This is a genomic window from Streptomyces sp. NBC_01006 (genome assembly GCF_045162725.1).
Lineage (GTDB): Bacteria > Actinomycetota > Actinomycetes > Streptomycetales > Streptomycetaceae > Streptomyces.
Window position 1 is genome coordinate 4,390,134 of sequence record NZ_CP108700.1, and the last position, 16,663, is coordinate 4,406,796.

Annotated in this window: 15 protein-coding genes; 11 read left to right on the forward strand and 4 right to left on the reverse strand. The window is 71.3% G+C overall.

Translation table 11 applies throughout. The features are described 5' to 3' along the window. The first annotated feature begins 16 nt into the window (after positions 1–16). Together dnaJ and OG509_RS20090 are read left to right on the forward strand one after the other, a co-directional pair. Positions 17–1,207, forward strand: coding sequence for a molecular chaperone DnaJ (gene dnaJ / locus OG509_RS20085; RefSeq protein ID WP_385573889.1), 1,191 nt, complete (start codon positions 17–19; stop codon positions 1,205–1,207). A 2-nt stretch (positions 1,208–1,209) separates the two neighbouring features. After that, positions 1,210–1,662, forward strand: coding sequence for a heat shock protein transcriptional repressor HspR (locus tag OG509_RS20090; RefSeq protein ID WP_385573886.1), 453 nt, complete (start codon positions 1,210–1,212; stop codon positions 1,660–1,662). 91 nt (positions 1,663–1,753) lie between these two features. Here OG509_RS20090 and OG509_RS20095 read toward each other — a convergent pair whose 3' ends face one another. Further along, positions 1,754–2,767, reverse strand: coding sequence for a helix-turn-helix transcriptional regulator (locus tag OG509_RS20095; protein ID WP_385573883.1), 1,014 nt, complete (start codon positions 2,765–2,767; stop codon positions 1,754–1,756). Positions 2,768–3,093: 326 nt separating this feature from the next. Between OG509_RS20095 and OG509_RS20100 the strand changes: the two genes are divergently transcribed. Then, positions 3,094–3,408: a hypothetical protein gene (locus OG509_RS20100; protein ID WP_030299141.1), complete on the forward strand. Its 315-nt coding sequence runs from the start codon at positions 3,094–3,096 to the stop codon at positions 3,406–3,408. A gap of 172 nt (positions 3,409–3,580) precedes the next feature. Here the strand turns inward: OG509_RS20100 and OG509_RS20105 are convergent, their stop codons facing one another. Continuing rightward, the gene (locus OG509_RS20105; RefSeq protein ID WP_053692745.1) at positions 3,581–3,994 is read right to left on the reverse strand and encodes a pyridoxamine 5'-phosphate oxidase family protein; all 414 of its coding nucleotides are present in this window, start codon (positions 3,992–3,994) and stop codon (positions 3,581–3,583) included. A gap of 128 nt (positions 3,995–4,122) precedes the next feature. On the opposite strand from OG509_RS20105, the gene clpB reads away from it, so the two are divergent. Both clpB and OG509_RS20115 read left to right on the forward strand, forming a co-directional pair. Next, a complete protein-coding gene (gene clpB / locus OG509_RS20110) occupies positions 4,123–6,723 on the forward strand; it encodes an ATP-dependent chaperone ClpB (RefSeq protein WP_406183806.1) in 2,601 nt (866 codons plus the stop codon). Between the two features lie 140 nt (positions 6,724–6,863). Further along, positions 6,864–7,409 (forward strand): YbjN domain-containing protein, encoded by a 546-nt coding sequence (locus tag OG509_RS20115; protein WP_406183808.1) that lies wholly within the window; start codon positions 6,864–6,866, stop codon positions 7,407–7,409. A gap of 10 nt (positions 7,410–7,419) precedes the next feature. On the opposite strand, the gene OG509_RS20120 is transcribed toward OG509_RS20115, so the two are convergent. Together OG509_RS20120 and OG509_RS20125 are read right to left on the reverse strand one after the other, a co-directional pair. Then, positions 7,420–8,550 carry a hypothetical protein gene (locus tag OG509_RS20120; protein WP_406183810.1) on the reverse strand — a complete coding sequence of 377 codons (1,131 nt, stop codon included), beginning with the start codon at positions 8,548–8,550 and terminating at the stop codon, positions 7,420–7,422. A gap of 214 nt (positions 8,551–8,764) precedes the next feature. Then, the gene (locus OG509_RS20125; RefSeq protein ID WP_385573873.1) at positions 8,765–9,955 is read right to left on the reverse strand and encodes a pyridoxal phosphate-dependent aminotransferase; all 1,191 of its coding nucleotides are present in this window, start codon (positions 9,953–9,955) and stop codon (positions 8,765–8,767) included. 617 nt (positions 9,956–10,572) lie between these two features. Here OG509_RS20125 and OG509_RS20130 point away from each other — a divergent pair. From OG509_RS20130 to fbaA, 6 genes are all read left to right on the forward strand, one after another. Next, positions 10,573–11,115, forward strand: a complete 543-nt coding sequence (locus OG509_RS20130; protein WP_406183812.1) for a DUF2617 family protein — start codon at positions 10,573–10,575, stop codon at positions 11,113–11,115. Positions 11,116–11,254: 139 nt separating this feature from the next. Then, positions 11,255–12,895 (forward strand): polyamine aminopropyltransferase, encoded by a 1,641-nt coding sequence (locus OG509_RS20135; protein WP_406183814.1) that lies wholly within the window; start codon positions 11,255–11,257, stop codon positions 12,893–12,895. An 81-nt stretch (positions 12,896–12,976) separates the two neighbouring features. Then, a complete protein-coding gene (locus OG509_RS20140) occupies positions 12,977–13,861 on the forward strand; it encodes an SRPBCC family protein (RefSeq protein ID WP_406183816.1) in 885 nt (294 codons plus the stop codon). Between the two features lie 76 nt (positions 13,862–13,937). Beyond that, positions 13,938–14,723 (forward strand): aldose 1-epimerase, encoded by a 786-nt coding sequence (locus OG509_RS20145; RefSeq protein ID WP_406183818.1) that lies wholly within the window; start codon positions 13,938–13,940, stop codon positions 14,721–14,723. A gap of 29 nt (positions 14,724–14,752) precedes the next feature. Then, positions 14,753–15,292: an orotate phosphoribosyltransferase gene (pyrE, locus tag OG509_RS20150; protein ID WP_030152877.1), complete on the forward strand. Its 540-nt coding sequence runs from the start codon at positions 14,753–14,755 to the stop codon at positions 15,290–15,292. Between the two features lie 271 nt (positions 15,293–15,563). After that, complete coding sequence (gene fbaA, locus OG509_RS20155; RefSeq protein ID WP_030152875.1) at positions 15,564–16,586, forward strand: class II fructose-bisphosphate aldolase; 1,023 nt, start codon at positions 15,564–15,566, stop codon at positions 16,584–16,586. The last annotated feature ends 77 nt before the right edge of the window (positions 16,587–16,663 follow it).

Here is a 16,663-nt window from a genome sequence, read left to right on the forward strand (position 1 = left end):
AGGAGGGACACCGGGGATGAGCACGAAGGACTTCGTCGAGAAGGACTACTACAAGGTCCTCGGTGTCCCGAAGGACGCCACCGAGGCCGAGATCAAGAAGGCGTACCGGAAGCTCGCTCGCGAGTTCCACCCGGACGCCAACAAGGGCGACGCCGCGGCCGAGGAGCGCTTCAAGGAGATCTCCGAGGCCAACGACATCCTCGGTGACGCCAAGAAGCGCAAGGAGTACGACGAGGCCCGCGCCCTGTTCGGGAACGGCGGCTTCCGCCCCGGTCCCGGCGGGGGCGGCGGCTCGTTCAACTTCGACCTGGGCGACCTCTTCGGCGGCACCCAGCCGGGTGGCGGCGCGGCCGGCGGCTTCGGTGGTGGCGGCGGCGGTCTGGGCGACGTCTTCGGCGGACTGTTCAACCGCGGCGGCGCCGGCCCCGGGACCCGTGTCCAGCCGCGCCGCGGCCAGGACATCGAGTCGGAGGTCACCCTCTCCTTCACGGAGGCGGTGGACGGGGCCACGGTCCCGCTCCGGATGTCCTCCCAGGCGCCCTGCAAGGCCTGTTCGGGCACCGGCGACAAGAACGGCACGCCGCGCGTGTGCCCGACCTGCGTCGGCACCGGCCAGGTCTCGCGGGGCAGCGGCGGCGGTTTCTCGCTGACCGATCCCTGCGCGGACTGCAAGGGCCGCGGCCTGATCGCCGAGACCCCCTGTGACGTCTGCAAGGGCAGCGGGCGGGCCAAGTCCTCCCGCACCATGCAGGTCCGCATCCCGGCGGGCGTCTCCGACGGGCAGCGGATCCGGCTGCGCGGCAAGGGCGCCCCGGGCGAGCGCGGCGGCCCCGCCGGTGACCTGTACGTGGTCGTCCACGTCGACGGCCACCCGGTGTTCGGCCGCAAGGACGACAACCTGACGGTCACCGTCCCGGTGACGATCGCCGAGGCCGCCCTGGGCGCCGACATCAAGGTCCCGACCCTGAACGGCCCCTCGGTGACGCTGAAGCTGCCGCCGGGCACCCCCAGCGGCCGTACGATGCGGGCCCGCGGCAAGGGAGCGGTCCGCAAGGACGGCACCCGCGGAGACCTGCTGGTGACGGTGGAGGTCGCCGTTCCGGCCTCGCTGTCGGACAAGGCCCGCGAGGCGCTGGAGATGTACCGCGACGCGACGGAGTCGGAGGACCCGCGCGCCGTGCTGTTCGAGTCCGCGAAGGGAGCATGATCATGGACGGCCGCCGCAGGAGCCACTACCAGCTCAACGACGACACTCCTGTCTACGTCATCTCGGTGGCCGCCCAGCTCTCGGGCCTGCATCCGCAGACCCTGCGCCAGTACGACCGGCTCGGCCTGGTCTCCCCGGACCGGACGGCCGGCCGCGGCCGGCGCTACTCGGCCCGCGACATCGAACTGCTCCGCACGGTGCAGGCGCTGTCCCAGGACGAGGGCATCAATCTGGCCGGGATCAAGCGGATCATCGAGCTGGAGAACCAGGTCACGGCGCTCCAGCAGCGGGTGGCCGAGCTCTCGGCGGCGGTGGACGGCGCGGCGGCCGTGCTCCAGCAGCGCGAGGCCCAGGTGCACGCTTCGTACCGGCGGGATCTGGTCAAGTACCAGCCACCGGTGCCGGGCAACGCCCTGGTCGTCTGGCGCCCCGCGCCGAAGCGCCAGAGCGACTGACCGCAGGTACCACCGGCTGACCGCGGGTACCGAAGAGCGACTCTCGTGCGCACAGGCCCCGTCCGGGATTCCGGGCGGGGCCCGGCCCGTTTCAGTCGCCCTCGTCCTCCAGGATCCCGGAGCGGGCGATGAGGAAGCCGAGCTGGGCCCGGCTGCCGCTGCCGAGGGTGCTGGCGAGCTTCGCGATGTGCGCGCGGCAGGTCCGTACGTTCATGCCCAGCCGGCGGGCGATGGCCTCGTCCACGTGCCCCTCGATGAGGAGCTGCGCGATGGTGCGCTGGACGCCCGAGATGCCCCCGCGGGTGTGCTGGTACGTGACTTCCTCCTGGAGCGGCACGGCGCGGTGCCAGAGCTGCTCGAACACCTTGATGAGGTAGTCCACCAGCCCCGGGTGGCGCAGCTCCAGGGCGACCTGGCGGTCGTCGCTGGCCGGGATGAAGGCGACGGTCCGGTCGAAGATGATGAGGCGCTCGAAGAGCTCCTCCAGCGTGCGCACCTCGACCTTGCCGGCCTTGAGGAGGTCGACGTACGCGAGCGTGCCGCGGCTGTGCCGGACGGTGTGCTGGTAGAGGGTCCGGATCCGGACACCGCGGTCGGTCAGCGGCTGGTCGCGCTCCAGGGCCTCGGTGAGCTCCAGGCTGGGGCGGGCGCCGCCGGGCTGGATGGTCAGCATCTCGGTGTGGCACTCGGCCGTGGCGAGGTTGAGGGCCGCGTTGATGGGGTCGAAGCCCTCAAGGACGGTGATGGCGTGGGTGCTCGCCGGATTCTGCGCACTGATGGCGAGAAACGGCTCGAAAGCCTCGGACAGTTCGAGTGAGTCGCGGCGTCTGTCGCGGATCTCGCGTTCGATCGGATGCAGCCGCTGTGCGAGTGCCACCGCCGGTGGAACCGGACGGAGGGAATTAACGTCATCAGGATCTGGCTGCAACAACGCCAGATCGAGCAGGCAGGGTGCCGTTTTGACATCCCCACGTGCGATACGTCCCGTGCGCAGCGCGCTCGTGTAGAGCCGTGCCCCCTCGCTGCACAGCTCGGTGACCGAGTGGGGATGTGTCGCTTTTATTCTGTTTGTGGTCAAATCTCCACCCCCCAGGGTCCTGAACATGCAAGAACATGATGCATCGTCCCTGTGGCAGCGACGTGCCTGAATGAGCCATCGTCTGACAGGCGGGGGAGAGGATTTCATCAAGTGAGGACGAAGCCGACCATGAACAAGAGAATGCTTCGCTCGGCGCTTGCCACCGTCATCTTCTCGGCTGTGGCCGGTCTGGGACTTGCCGGGGTCACCCTGGGGGGAACTGAAGGGGGTGCCGCAGACCTCCAGGCGGCGCCGCTGGAGGACAGCGGATGGCGCGCGGCACCGTTGGACAGCGGATGGCGCTCGAACCCCGCAGACGCCGAAGCAGGCGCCGCTGGCGTGGAGAGCGCGGCATGACCCCCGACGACCGCGGTTTCCGTCGCGAAATGGCCTCTGCCTACCGCTCCGGCTGGCAGTTCATCGACCTCGCCACCGCCATCCCCCACCCCGGCGACTCGCTGATGGTCACCCTGTTCGGACAGCCCATCGTCATCACGCGCGAGGAGGACGAGGACGTCCGGGCGTACCGCTGCCTGCGCCGCCCCCGCGGCGCGCCGCAGCCCGTCCGCTGCGAGGTGCGCTACGGAATGGTCTTCGTCAACCTTGATCAGCGCGACCACCAGCTCTTCGAACCCGATATCACCACCGCCACCCCCCGCAGTGCCTGAAGCGATTCCCCCGTCGTTGCAGATCGCTCCAGGTGCTTCCCCCACACAACGGCGCCATCGTGGACCTGACCACGATGGCGCCGTTGTGATGTCCGCGTCCAGTGCTTGAACCGGACAAGGTGAAAACCGAACTGTTCCGCCGGTTCCGACGCGTCCGGTCGCCGGCGTCGGTTCAGGCCCGGCCCATCGCCCGGTCGAGGGTGATCTCCAGGACGACCCGGTCCGGATTGGGCGACGGCGTCCGCCCGTAGCGCTCCGCGTAGCGCGCCACCGCCTCGGCGACCGAGGCCTCGTCCGTACGGACCACCGCGTGCCCCTCCAGGGTCGCCCAGCGCCGCCCCGCCATCTGGCACACCGCGACCCGCGCCGGGCCCGCCTGCGTCCCCTGCGCCGCCAGCACGTTGCGGATCTTCTTGCTGTTCTTGTTGCTGATCACCCGGGCCAGGCCGGCCTCCGGGTCGTACGTGACGCCCACCGGCACCACGTGCGGGGTCCCGTCGGGGCGCGGGGTGGTCAGCGTGCAGACGTGCCGCTCCCGCCAGAAGGCGAGGTACTCGGGCGTCGGGTTGAGTACGTCAAGAGCCATGGCCCGAGGGTACGGGAGGGCGCCGATTCTGCCCTTGAGTGGAATAGACTCAACTTTGCGGACGCTGCCATACTCAAAGAGCGGGACTCAAACCCCGTGTCCGACCTGTCTGAGAGGAGAAGTCGCACGTGGATGCCGAGCTGACCAACAAGAGCCGGGACGCCCTGAACGCCGCCACCAGCCGCGCCGTGAAGGACGGCCACGCGGACCTGACCCCGGCGCACCTGCTGCTGGCCCTGCTGGCCGGCGAGGAGAACGAGAACATCACCGACCTCCTCGCGGCCACCGAGGCCGACCAGGCGGCGGTCAGGAACGGCGCCGAGCGGCTGCTGGCCGCCCTGCCCAGCGTCACGGGCTCCACGGTCGCGCCCCCGCAGCCCACCCGCGAGCTGCTCGCCGTACTCGCCGAGGCCGACCAGCGGGCCGGGAAGCTCGGCGACGAGTACCTCTCCACCGAACACCTCCTCATCGCGATCGCCGCCAAGGGCGGCGCGGCCGGTGAGGTCCTTTCCACGCAGGGCGCGACGGCGAAGAAGCTGCTGGACGCCTTCGAGAACGCACGAGGAGGACGGCGGGTGACCACCCCCGACCCCGAGGGTCAGTACAAGGCCCTCGAAAAGTTCGGCACGGACTTCACGGCGGCCGCCCGCGAGGGCAAGCTCGACCCGGTCATCGGCCGCGACCAGGAGATCCGGCGCGTCGTCCAGGTCCTGTCGCGGCGTACGAAGAACAACCCGGTGCTGATCGGCGAGCCGGGCGTCGGCAAGACGGCCGTGGTCGAGGGCCTCGCGCAGCGCATCGTCAAGGGCGACGTCCCCGAGTCCCTGAAGAACAAGCGGCTGGTCTCCCTCGACCTCGGTGCGATGGTCGCGGGGGCGAAGTACCGCGGCGAGTTCGAGGAGCGGCTGAAGACGGTCCTCGCGGAGATCAAGTCCAGCGACGGCCAGATCATCACCTTCATCGACGAGCTGCACACCGTCGTCGGCGCGGGCGCCGGCGGGGATTCGGCGATGGACGCGGGCAACATGCTCAAGCCGATGCTGGCCCGCGGCGAGCTGCGCATGGTCGGCGCGACCACGCTGGACGAGTACCGCGAGCGCATCGAGAAGGACCCGGCGCTGGAGCGGCGCTTCCAGCAGGTGCTGGTGGCGGAGCCGTCCGTAGAGGACACGATCGCGATCCTGCGCGGGCTCAAGGGCCGCTACGAGGCCCACCACAAGGTGGTCATCAACGACAGCGCGCTGGTGGCCGCGGCGACCCTCTCCGACCGCTACATCACCTCCCGCTTCCTGCCCGACAAGGCCATCGACCTGGTCGACGAGGCCGCGTCCCGGCTGCGCATGGAGATCGACTCCTCTCCGCTGGAGATCGACGAGCTCCAGCGCTCGGTCGACCGCCTGCGGATGGAGGAGCTGGCGCTGAAGAACGAGTCCGACCCGGCCTCGATCGAGCGTCTGGAGAAGATCCGCAAGGACCTCGCCGACAAGGAGGAGGACCTGCGGGGGCTGACCGCCCGCTGGGAGAAGGAGAAGCAGTCCCTCAACCGCGTCGGTGAGCTCAAGGAGCGTCTGGACGACCTGCGCGGCCAGGCCGAGCGCGCGCAGCGCGACGGAGACTTCGACACCGCCTCCAAGGTGCTCTACGGGGAGATCCCGACGCTGGAGCGCGAGCTGGCGGAGGCCACCGAGGAGGAGGAAGAGGCCTCCAAGACCGGAACCTCCAAGTCCGCGATGGTCAAGGACGAGGTCGGCCCCGACGACATCGCGGACGTGGTGGGTGCCTGGACCGGCATCCCGGCGGGCCGCCTCCTCGAAGGGGAGACGCAGAAGCTGCTGCGCATGGAGGACGAGCTGGGCCGGCGTCTGATCGGCCAGGGCGAGGCCGTACGGGCCGTCTCGGACGCCGTACGCCGCACCCGGGCCGGTATCGCCGACCCGGACCGGCCGACCGGCTCGTTCCTCTTCCTGGGCCCGACGGGCGTGGGCAAGACGGAGCTGGCCAAGGCGCTGGCGGACTTCCTGTTCGACGACGAGCGGGCCATGGTCCGCATCGACATGTCGGAGTACGGCGAGAAGCACTCCGTGGCCCGCCTGGTCGGCGCCCCGCCCGGGTACGTCGGCTACGAGGAGGGCGGCCAGCTGACCGAGGCCGTCCGGCGCCGTCCGTACTCTGTGGTGCTCCTGGACGAGGTCGAGAAGGCGCATCCGGAGGTCTTCGACATCCTGCTCCAGGTCCTGGACGACGGCCGCCTCACGGACGGCCAGGGCCGCACCGTGGACTTCCGCAACACCATCCTGATCCTGACCTCCAACCTCGGCAGCCAGTTCCTCATGGACCCGGCGACCTCCCCGGAGGAGAAGCGCGACCGGGTCCTGGACGTGGTCCGTGCCTCGTTCAAGCCGGAGTTCCTGAACCGTCTGGACGACCTGGTGGTCTTCTCCGCGCTGAACGAACAGGAGCTGGCGCGGATCGCCGAGCTCCAGATCGCGGGCCTGGCCAAGCGCCTGGCGCAGCGCCGCCTGACCTTGGACGTCACCCCGGAGGCCCTGGCCTGGCTCGCCGACAAGGGCAACGACCCCGCCTACGGCGCCCGCCCCCTGCGCCGCCTGATCCAGACCGCCATCGGCGACCGCCTGGCCAAGGAGATCCTGGCGGGCGAGGTCCGCGACGGGGACACCGTCCGCGTCGACGTGGCGGGCGAGGACCTGATCGTCGGCAAGGCGATGTAGCCGGCCGCGGGGCAGCGGGCACAGGTACCTCTTATCGGCGGCTTACTCCTGTCCGCCCTGCGCGGATCGTACGTGCGGGGGTGGACAGGGGGTGGGAGCCATGGGGGAGGATGACATCATCCGCACGAAGGGAAAACACGGTGAGCATCGACCCGGCCTCGATTCCGAACTTCGGAGGGCAGCAGCCCGATCCGCAGGCCACAGGACCGGCGGGCCCCGTCGTCCCCGACCAGGATCTGGTCAAGCAGCTGCTGGAGCAGATGGAGCTCAAGTACGTCGTCGACGACGAGGGTGACCTCGCGGCGCCGTGGGAGGAGTTCCGGACGTACTTCATGTTCCGCGGCGAGGAGGAGCAGCAGGTCTTCTCGGTGCGGACCTTCTACGACCGTCCGCACGCGATCGAGGACAAGCCCCAGCTCCTCGAGTCGATCGACGACTGGAACCGCCGCACCCTGTGGCCGAAGGTCTACAGCCACACGCACGACGACGGCTCCGTCCGCCTGATCGGCGAGGCGCAGATGCTGATCGGCACCGGCGTCAGCCTGGAGCACTTCGTCTCGTCCACGGTCAGCTGGGTCCGCGCCTCCATCGAGTTCGACAAGTGGCTCGTGGAGCAGCTCGGACTGGAGAAGGAGATCGACTCCACCGGCGGCGACGGTGACGACAAGGACGGCGACGACAACTAGTCGCCCCCGGTCACAGCGGTACGCGGGCGACCAGTAGCAGGTACAGCCCGTAGCCGTACGAGAGCCCGGCCAGCCCCGCGGTCACAGCGACCGCGGAGCGCGGCCGGGCTCGCGCCATTGCGGCCGCGACCGGCATGAGCAGCGGGAACGCGGGCAGCAGGAAGCGCGGCTTCGACTCGAAGTAGCCGGCCCCGCCGTAGGTGATCAGCAGCAGGACGGCGGTGTAGACGAGCAGCGCCGGCGGTATCCGGTCCAGCAGCAGGAGCGCCGCCAGGAACCCGGCGGCGGCCAGGATCGCCACGGTCACGACGGTGGCGAGCGGTACGTGCCCGCCGGTCAGCACCCGCCAGATGCTGCCCGTCGTGTACGAGCCGAAGTCGAAGCGGGAGCCCCAGCGCCGCTGCACGGTGAAGTACCCGGCCGGATCCCCCGTGCGCGTCCCGACGGCGAGGACGTACGCGGCCCAGCCCGCCGGGGCCAGCAGCGCGGCCGCCCACACCTCGGGTGCGCGGGACCTCCGCACGAGCAGCGCGTGCAGCGCGACGGCGGTCACGGCGGCGCCGACGGCGATCCCGGTCGGGCGGGTCAGCCCGGCGAGTATCGCCAGGCCCGCGGCCCACAGCCAGCGCCCGCGCAGTACGGCGTACAGGGCCCAGGCCGCCAGCGCGGCCAGCAGCGGCTCGGTGTAGGCGAGGGTCAGCACCACGGAGTGCGGGGTCGCCGCCCACAGGGCCACCAGCAGCACCCCGACGCGTCTGCCGAGCACCAGCTCCCCGACCCGGTACACCCCGGCGGCGGCCACCGCGGCGGCGGTCCAGGCCACCAGCAGCCCGGCCCAGGGGGTGGCTCCGGCCAGCCGTACGAGCAGCGGGTACAGCGGGAAGAAGGCGTAGTCGCTCTGGACCAGCCCGGACCCGGCCCACATCTGGGTGCGGCCGTAGCCGTGCACGGCGATGCCGAGGTACCAGACGGAGTCCCAGGAGTACCCGAGCACGCGGACGGGGCTCCGCCCGGCCCACCACGCCCCGACGGCGAGCACCACCGCCCCGCCGATCCGGACGGCGGCGAAGACCCCGAGCGCGACGAGGGCCGCGGGCACCCTGCCGGTCCGGAGTTCCTGCGGCCGCACGGAAACCGACACACTGCCCGTCGCCGTCATGAACCCCGTCTTTCCCGCGCGTGGTGTGGAAGCCGTCCGGTCGAGGAGGGCCTCGGGCACCCTAAAGCTCAGGGCCTTCCGGGGGGCGTGAATGCCCTCGGAATCTCCGGTGAACTCGGAGCCGTCCGAGCGCGGCTCCCCGGGCCCGGGGAGCCGCCCGGACCCGGAGCCGCCCGGACCCGGATGCCGTCCGGCCTCAGAGCCCGCGCAGCCGGGCGGCGGCCTCCTCAAGGACCTCGGTCTTCTTGCAGAAGGCCCAGCGGACCTGGGTCGCGCCCGCCGCGCGGTCGTCGTAGAAGACCTGGTTCGGGATGGCGACCACGCCGCAGCGCTCGGGGAGGGCGCGGCAGAAGGCGAGGCCGTCCTTTTCGCCGAGCGGGGTGATGTCCGTGGTGATGAAATACGTGCCCTGGGGGCGGAAGACCTCGAAGCCCGCGGCCGTGAGCCCGTCGGAGAGGATGTCGCGCTTGGCGGAGAGGGCGGCGCGGAAGTCCTCGTAATAGGCGTCGGGCAGCTGCAGCGCCTCCGCGATGGCGTACTGGAAGGGGCCGGAGGAGACGTAGGTCAGGAACTGCTTGGCGGAGCGGACCGCGGAGACGAGCTCCGGCGGGGCGGTGATCCAGCCGACCTTCCAGCCCGTGAACGAGAAGGTCTTCCCGCTGCTGGAAATGGTGACCGTGCGCTCGCGCATGCCGGGCAGCGAGGCCAGCGGGAGGTGGGCGCCCTCGAAGACCAGGTGCTCGTAGACCTCGTCCGTGACGACGAGCAGGTCGCGCTCCACCGCCAGTTCCGCGATCGCCGCGAGCTCGGCCGGGGTCAGGACCGTGCCCGTCGGGTTGTGCGGCGTGTTCAGCAGGAGCAGGCGCGTGCGCGGGGTGACCGCGGCGCGCAGTTCGTCGAGGTCGAGGGTGAACGCACCGGCGTGCGGGCGCAGGGTGACCGGGACGCGGGTGGCGCCGGCCATCGCGATGCAGGCCGCGTACGAGTCGTAGTACGGCTCCAGGGCGATGACCTCGTCGCCCGGTTCGAGCAGGGCGAGCAGGGAGGCTGCGATGGCCTCCGTCGCGCCCGCGGTGACCAGCACCTCCGTGTCCGGATCGTACGAGAGGCCGTAGAAGCGCTGCTGGTGCTGTGCGACCGCGGTGCGCAGCTCCGGGATGCCGGGGCCGGGCGGGTACTGGTTGCCCAGGCCGGTCAGGACGGCGCGGGCGGCGGCCTCGGCGATCTCGGCGGGGCCGTCCGTGTCGGGGAAGCCCTGGCCGAGGTTGATCGACCCGGTGCGGGCGGCCAGGGCGGACATCTCCGCGAAGATCGTCGTGCCGAAGGACGCGAGGCGGCGGTTCAGGAGGGGGCGGCTGCCGCCCACGGGTGCGCTCATGGGCGTCATCCTGCGGGGAACCTCTGGAGTTGCTCAAGTGTGCTTTGGCCCGGGTGGCCTGCGGGCATCTCCCTTTCACACCCGGGGGGACCGGGCGATGAACGGGGGTTTGAACTCATGTCTGTTTTCGGTTGGGTGCTTGCCGCGGCGGTCGTCGTTTGCTTCGTGGCTCTGATCAGGAAGGTGGGCCGTGCCTGGACCGGTGCCGATTCCGGCTCCGGTTCCGGTTCCCGCTCGGGCTCCTCGTGGTGGGTGGGCGGGGACGGAGGATCCTCCGGCGGGTGTTCGAGCGGTTCCTCCTGCGGTTCCTCCTCGTCCTGCGGCGGATCGTCGTCCTCCTGCGGCGGCGGAGGCTGCGGTTCCAGCTGACCCGGGGCGGCTGCCGCCACGCGCGTGGGACGCGCGTGGTTGAACACGTGAACTGTGTAGCCCCCGGGGGGATGTAAACCCAATCAAGTTGGGTAAAAACGCTGTGAGTGCCGTGCCTTTCATGATTCCCTCGGTTGAGTAGACCAGTCCTCGGACCTCCCTGGACTTCCTGTGGACCCGTGCCGGTGTCCCCCCACCCGTTGACTACCGCTGGCGGGCCCCGGCCCAACTCCCTCGCGCGTTTGCGGAGCCGACTCATGCTCACGACCCTCCAGACCACCTACACCGACACGCGTGCCGCCGATCTCGCCTGGGCCCTGGGTCGGGACCGGCTGCCCGCCCTGGCCGTACTGAACCTCGAACTGACGGGTGCGAAGCTGGAGTTGCGCCTCCTCGGAGCCTCGCACCAGGTGCTCCTGGAGGAGGGTGGGGTGCTCTGTTCGGAGACGGTCGCCTGTATGCCCGGCAGCCGTACGCCGCTGCCGCTCGGCGTGGCCAAGCGGATGGGTGACTGGGACTACGAGTTCGCCGCGCGGGTCGAGACCCTCTCGCAGGGCTCGTTCGCGGGGCGGGCGCAGGAGCTGCTCGCGCTGGTCGCGGATCACCCGAACGGATTGGCCGGAACCTTTCCCGGCAGCCCGTACGCCTTCACCGCCATGCTCGCGCAGCGCCACGAGGGGCAGGTGCGCTGGCGGACCTGGCACGCGTACCCGCAGGAAGGCCAGTTGGTGGCCACTCGTACGAGGGTCGGCGAGCGCACGGGCGCACCGGCCGGAGCCCTGGAGCCAGCAGCACGGTAGTGCGGGACTGGGCTGGGCCTTCCGGGGCGCGGAAGTCGCGAGCGTCCCCATTCGGTTACGCCAACCGGCTGGAACGGTACGCCACTTACACCCATGTGGGTGACGGGATGTGAGTGGGCGGTGACGTACGGTTCGCTTCATGATCGACCGTTCCGTCCCGCGCCGGGTGCTCCCGGCTCCGGAGCCGCGGGGCGTGGCGACCCTCCCGGCCGCCCTGCCCGTACGGCCCCGGACCGGCCGACTCCTCGTCCTGGCCACCGTGTTCGTCTGCGCCGCCTGCGGTCTCGTGTACGAGCTGGAGCTGCTCGCCCTCGGCTCCTACCTCATCGGCGACTCCGTCACCCAGGCGTCCGTCGTGCTGTCCGTCATGGTCTTCGCGATGGGGGTCGGTTCCCTGCTGGCCAAACGGCTGCGCAGTCGGCCCGCCTTCGGATTCGCCGCCATCGAGGCGGCCCTCGCGCTGCTCGGCGGGCTCTCCGCGATGTCGCTGTACGCGAGCTTCGCCTGGCTCGGTGAATCGCGGCCCGCGCTCGTGGCCTTCTCCTTCGCGATCGGCGTGCTCATCGGCGCCGAGATCCCGCTGCTGATGGTCCTCATCCAGCGCATCCGCAGACAGGACGCGGGCGGCGCCGTCGCCGACCTGTTCGCCGCCGACTACGTGGGCGCCCTCGTCGGCGGGCTGGCCTTTCCCTTCCTGCTGCTGCCCCTGCTCGGCCAGCTGACCGGCGCCATGCTGACCGGAACCGTCAACGCGGTCGTCGGCGCGGGCCTCGTCCTGTGGCTGTTCCGCCGCGACCTGAGCCGCCGATCCCGCTGGCTGCTGATCGCCGCGCACCTCACCGTGCTCGCCGTCCTCGCCTGCGCGACCGTCCTCGCCGACGACTTCGAGCGGGTCGCCCGCCGCGCCGTCTACGGCGCCGAGGTCCGGGTCGCGCGGCAGACCGGCGTCCAGGAGCTCGTCCTGACCGGCCCCGCCACCGGCTCCCCGCGCTCCCTCGACCTGTTCCTCGACGGCCGGCTGCGGGTCAGCGGCTACGACGAGTACCGCTACCACGAGGCCCTCGTGCAGCCCGCGATGACCGGCCCGCACACCCGGGTCCTGGTGCTCGGCGGCGGCGACGGGCTCGCCGCCCGCGAGGTGCTGCGCTACCGGGACGTCGCCTCCGTCACCGTCGTCGAGCTCGACCCCGGCGTGGTCCGCCTCGCCCGCACCGACCCGATGCTGTCCGCGCTCAACGGCCGGGCGTACGAGGACCCGCGCCTCGGGGTCGTCACGCAGGACGCGTTCCGCTGGCTGCGCGGGCCCGCCGCCCGGGACCGGTTCGACGTCATCGTCTCCGACCTCCCCGACCCGGGCATCACCCCGAGCACCAAGCTGTACTCGCAGGAGTTCTACGGGCTCGCCGCGCGGGCCCTGCGCCCCGGCGGGCGGCTCGCCGTGCACGCGGGACCGCTGGCCACCCGCCCGCGCACGTACTGGACGGTCGAGGCCACCCTGCGCGCGGCCGGTCTGCGCACCGCGCCCTACAGCGCCGGCGGCCGGCTCTCCGGCTTCGCCGCCGGCCCCGACCGCAGCCCCGGCACGTCGGACGCACCGCCGCAGGACTGGGGCTTCGTACTGGCGGGCCGGGAGCGGGTCCCCGAGCTGCGGGTGGACCGGGACACGCCGTGGCCGCGCTCGCTGTCCACGCAGTCCCTGCGGGACGCCGCGCGCGACGCCGAGCGGACGCGGGTGGCGGGCCTGCCGCCGTCGACGCTGCCACACCCGAGGTATTCGTGAGCACCGGCCATTCGTAACCACCGGCCATTCGTGAGTGCCGGACCGGGTACGGGAGGGTCTCGCCTCGGTAGGCTCGACCACATGGAGCATCAGGTGTTCGTTCCGGTACCGGCAGACGACCTCCGCGCCGTGCTGCGCGACCCCGCCCGGGTGGCCCGCTGCGTTCCCGGGCTCCAGCAGGACGCCGACGCGGCGTCCGGGCCCGTCTCCGGCCGCCTCAAACTGCGGGTCGGCGGGAACACCGTCACCTACCGCGGCGCCCTGACCGTCACCGAGCGGGATCCGGACCGCTTCACCGTGGCCGGCGAGGGCACCGAGATCCGCGGCAGCGGCACCGTCAAGCTGGCGCTCGCGCTGCTGCTGACCCCGGCCGATGACGGGACCCGGCTGGAGTTCACCGCCGAGGGCACCGCCGACGGGCGGGCCGCCGCCTTCCCGCCGGAGGCCACCGCCACCGCCGTACGCCGGCTCCTGGACCGGGCCGCCGAGCAGCTCGCGGCGCTGGCGGCCGGAGCGGGGGAGCCGGTGACCGACGTCATCGCCGAGGCGGAGGAGGCCGAGGCCGGCACGGACGGCGCTGACGGGGAAGACGGCGGTGTCACCGACGAGGTCACGGCGTCCGTCTTCGACACCGAGGTGCCGCCCCCGTCCCTGGACCCCTTCATGGACGGCGACTTCGAGGGCCTCCCGGAGCTCGACCGGATCGGGGAGATCGGCGACATCGGGGACGTAGACGAGTTCGCCGCCGCCGCGCAGCCCCCCGCCGAGGCCGCCCACGCCCGCCGCACCATGATCGGCCGCAGCGCCGAGGAAGTGGACCACGCGCCGCCGCGCGGCCGCTACGCCCCGGTCCCGGCCCCCGCTGCCTCGGGAGCCGGAGCCAGCCTGCGCTGGATCGCCCCGGCCGCCGCCCTGGCGCTGGCCTCGGCGGTCGTCGTGGGCCGAGCCCTGCGCCGCCGCCGCTGACCCGTCGGACACCCCCAGGGAGTGCGAGACCGCGCCGACCAGACGCAGTTCGACGACACGACCTAGAGTCGGCCGCATGAGTACGCAACTGAGCGCGGGCGGCGCCGAGGTGACCGTCGACCAGGAGAACGGCTGCCGGATCAGCAGCCTGCGCATCGACGGCACGGAGCTGCTGCGCCAGGGGGAGCACTTCGGCGCGTTCCCCATGGTGCCGTGGTGCGGGCGGACCGCGAACGGGCGGTTCCGGGACGGCGGAGTCCTCCACGGGCTGCCGCTCAACCACCCCCCGCACGCCATCCACGGCCTCGGCCGGGAGCACCCCTGGCGCAAGGTCCTCCACAGCGAGACCGAGGCGGCGTTCGTCTACGACCTCGCCGACCCGTGGCCCTGGCCCGGTCGGGTCACCCAGACCGTCGAGCTGACCGCCGAGGCCCTGACGCTCTCCATGGGCGTCGAGACGTACGGCGACTCCTTCCCGGCCCAGGCCGGCTGGCACCCCTGGTTCCGCCGCAACCTCGGCACCGGCGAGGACGCGCGGCTCGACTTCGAGGCCGAGTGGCAGGAGGAGCGGGGCGCCGACCACATCCCCACCGGGCACCGTGTCGCCCCCAAGCCCGGCCCCTGGGACGACTGTTTCGGCATGCCGAACGGCGTGGACGTCACCCTCACCTGGCCCGGCGTGCTGGAGCTCAGGGTCCGCAGCCGCGAGGAGTGGGTGGTCATCTACGACGAGGAGTCCGAGGCCGTCTGCGTGGAGCCCCAGTCCGGTCCGCCGAACGGCCTGAACAGCCTCCCGCGCCTGGTCACGCCGGTCGACCCGCTGGAGATCTCCACGACCTGGACCTGGCGGCGGCTCGGTTAGCACGCCCGCACGCCTTTAAGCTCGGGGTCATGACTGACGTACGCGATGCGCTTCTGCAGCAGATCAAGGACAAGGCCGTCGTGCACGGCAAGGTGATCCTCTCCTCCGGCAAGGAGGCCGACTACTACATCGACCTCCGCCGGATCACCCTGGACGGCGAGGCGGCCCCGATGGTCGGCCAGGTCATGCTCGACCTCACCGCCGACCTGGACTTCGACTGCGTCGGCGGTCTGACCCTGGGCGCCGACCCGGTCGCGACCTCGATGCTGCACGCCTCCGCCGCGCGCGGCGGACGCCTCGACGCGTTCGTCGTCCGCAAGGCGCAGAAGGCCCACGGCATGCAGCGCCGTATCGAGGGCACCGACGTGAAGGGCAAGCGCTGCCTGGTCGTCGAGGACACCTCCACCACCGGCGGTTCCCCGCTGACCGCCGTCGAGGCCGTCCGCGAGGCCGGCGGCGAGGTCGTCGCCGTCGCCACGATCGTGGACCGCGGTGCCGCGGACGCCATCGCCGAGGCGGGCCTGCCGTACCTCACCGGTTACCGGCTCGCCGATCTCGACCTGGGCTGACCCCGCACCCGTGCTGACCCCGCCTGATCGCATTTGATCTTGTTCGGTCTCGCATGCTGACCCCCGCAGAACTGGTGACTTAGGTCCCCGGGGCTCCGGGCACAGGTCCTGACCTGCTCTTTCCCGGCCGGGTGGAGTGTTTCACGTGAAACACTCCACCCGGCACGGGTGGAGTGCTGCGCGGAGTCTGGAAAGATGAGCGCGACGGTTACGTCGCCCCCAGGTCAGGGCCAGCAATCGCACACTCCCCGCACATCCAAGGAGCGGACAGATGCCCATCGCAACCCCCGAGGTCTACAACGAGATGCTCGACCGGGCGAAGGCAGGCAAGTTTGCCTACCCGGCGATCAACGTGACCTCGACCCAGACCCTGCACGCTGCACTGCGCGGCTTCGCGGAGGCCGAGAGCGACGGCATCATCCAGATCTCCACCGGTGGTGCGGAGTTCCTGGGTGGCCAGTACAAGAAGGACATGGTCACGGGCGCGGTCGCCCTGGCCGAGTTCGCGCACATCGTTGCCGCGAAGTACGACGTCACCGTCGCGCTGCACACCGACCACTGCCCCAAGGACAAGCTGGACGGCTACGTCCGCCCGCTCCTTGAGGTCTCCGCCGAGCGCGTGGCCCGTGGTCTGAACCCGCTCTTCCAGTCGCACATGTGGGACGGCTCCGCCGAGACCCTGGCCGACAACCTGGCCATCGGCCAGGAGCTGCTCGCCAAGGCCGCCGCCGCGAAGATCATCCTTGAGGTCGAGATCACCCCGACCGGTGGCGAGGAGGACGGCGTCACCCACGAGATCAACGACGAGCTCTACACCACCGTCGACGACGCGATCCGCACCGCCGAGGCCCTGGGCCTGGGCGAGAAGGGCCGCTACCTGCTGGCCGCCTCCTTCGGCAACGTGCACGGCGTCTACAAGCCGGGCAACGTCGTCCTGCGTCCCGAGCTGCTCAAGGACCTCCAGCAGGGCGTCGGCGAGAAGTACGGCAAGACCAGCCCGTTCGACTTCGTCTTCCACGGCGGCTCCGGCTCCTCCGAGCAGGAGATCGCCACCGCGCTGGAGAACGGCGTCGTGAAGATGAACCTCGACACCGACACCCAGTACGCCTTCACCCGCCCGGTCGCGGACCACATGTTCCGCAACTACGACGGTGTCCTGAAGGTCGACGGCGAGGTCGGCAAGAAGTCCACCTACGACCCGCGCACCTGGGGCAAGCTCGCCGAGGCGAGCATGGCCAAGCGCGTCACCGAGGCGTGCGCGAACCTGCGCTCGACCGGCACGAAGCTGAAGTAACACCCGCCGCATCACGCGCCGAAGGGCCCGGTCCACCGTCTCGCGACGGCGGACCGGGCCCTTCGCCGTGGGAGGCG

What these genes read in the sequence shown, in the direction of transcription:
- dnaJ (WP_385573889.1), top strand. Translation starts at nt 17, where the DNA reads ATGAGCACGAAGGACTTCGTCGAGAAGGACTACTACAAGGTCCTCGGT.
- OG509_RS20090 (WP_385573886.1), top strand. Translation starts at nt 1,210, where the DNA reads ATGGACGGCCGCCGCAGGAGCCACTACCAGCTCAACGACGACACTCCT.
- OG509_RS20095 (WP_385573883.1), bottom strand. Translation starts at nt 2,767, where the DNA reads ATGTTCAGGACCCTGGGGGGTGGAGATTTGACCACAAACAGAATAAAA.
- OG509_RS20100 (WP_030299141.1), top strand. Translation starts at nt 3,094, where the DNA reads ATGACCCCCGACGACCGCGGTTTCCGTCGCGAAATGGCCTCTGCCTAC.
- OG509_RS20105 (WP_053692745.1), bottom strand. Translation starts at nt 3,994, where the DNA reads ATGGCTCTTGACGTACTCAACCCGACGCCCGAGTACCTCGCCTTCTGG.
- OG509_RS20125 (WP_385573873.1), bottom strand. Translation starts at nt 9,955, where the DNA reads ATGACGCCCATGAGCGCACCCGTGGGCGGCAGCCGCCCCCTCCTGAAC.
- OG509_RS20130 (WP_406183812.1), top strand. Translation starts at nt 10,573, where the DNA reads ATGCTCACGACCCTCCAGACCACCTACACCGACACGCGTGCCGCCGAT.
- OG509_RS20135 (WP_406183814.1), top strand. Translation starts at nt 11,255, where the DNA reads ATGATCGACCGTTCCGTCCCGCGCCGGGTGCTCCCGGCTCCGGAGCCG.
- OG509_RS20140 (WP_406183816.1), top strand. Translation starts at nt 12,977, where the DNA reads ATGGAGCATCAGGTGTTCGTTCCGGTACCGGCAGACGACCTCCGCGCC.
- OG509_RS20145 (WP_406183818.1), top strand. Translation starts at nt 13,938, where the DNA reads ATGAGTACGCAACTGAGCGCGGGCGGCGCCGAGGTGACCGTCGACCAG.
- pyrE (WP_030152877.1), top strand. Translation starts at nt 14,753, where the DNA reads ATGACTGACGTACGCGATGCGCTTCTGCAGCAGATCAAGGACAAGGCC.
- fbaA (WP_030152875.1), top strand. Translation starts at nt 15,564, where the DNA reads ATGCCCATCGCAACCCCCGAGGTCTACAACGAGATGCTCGACCGGGCG.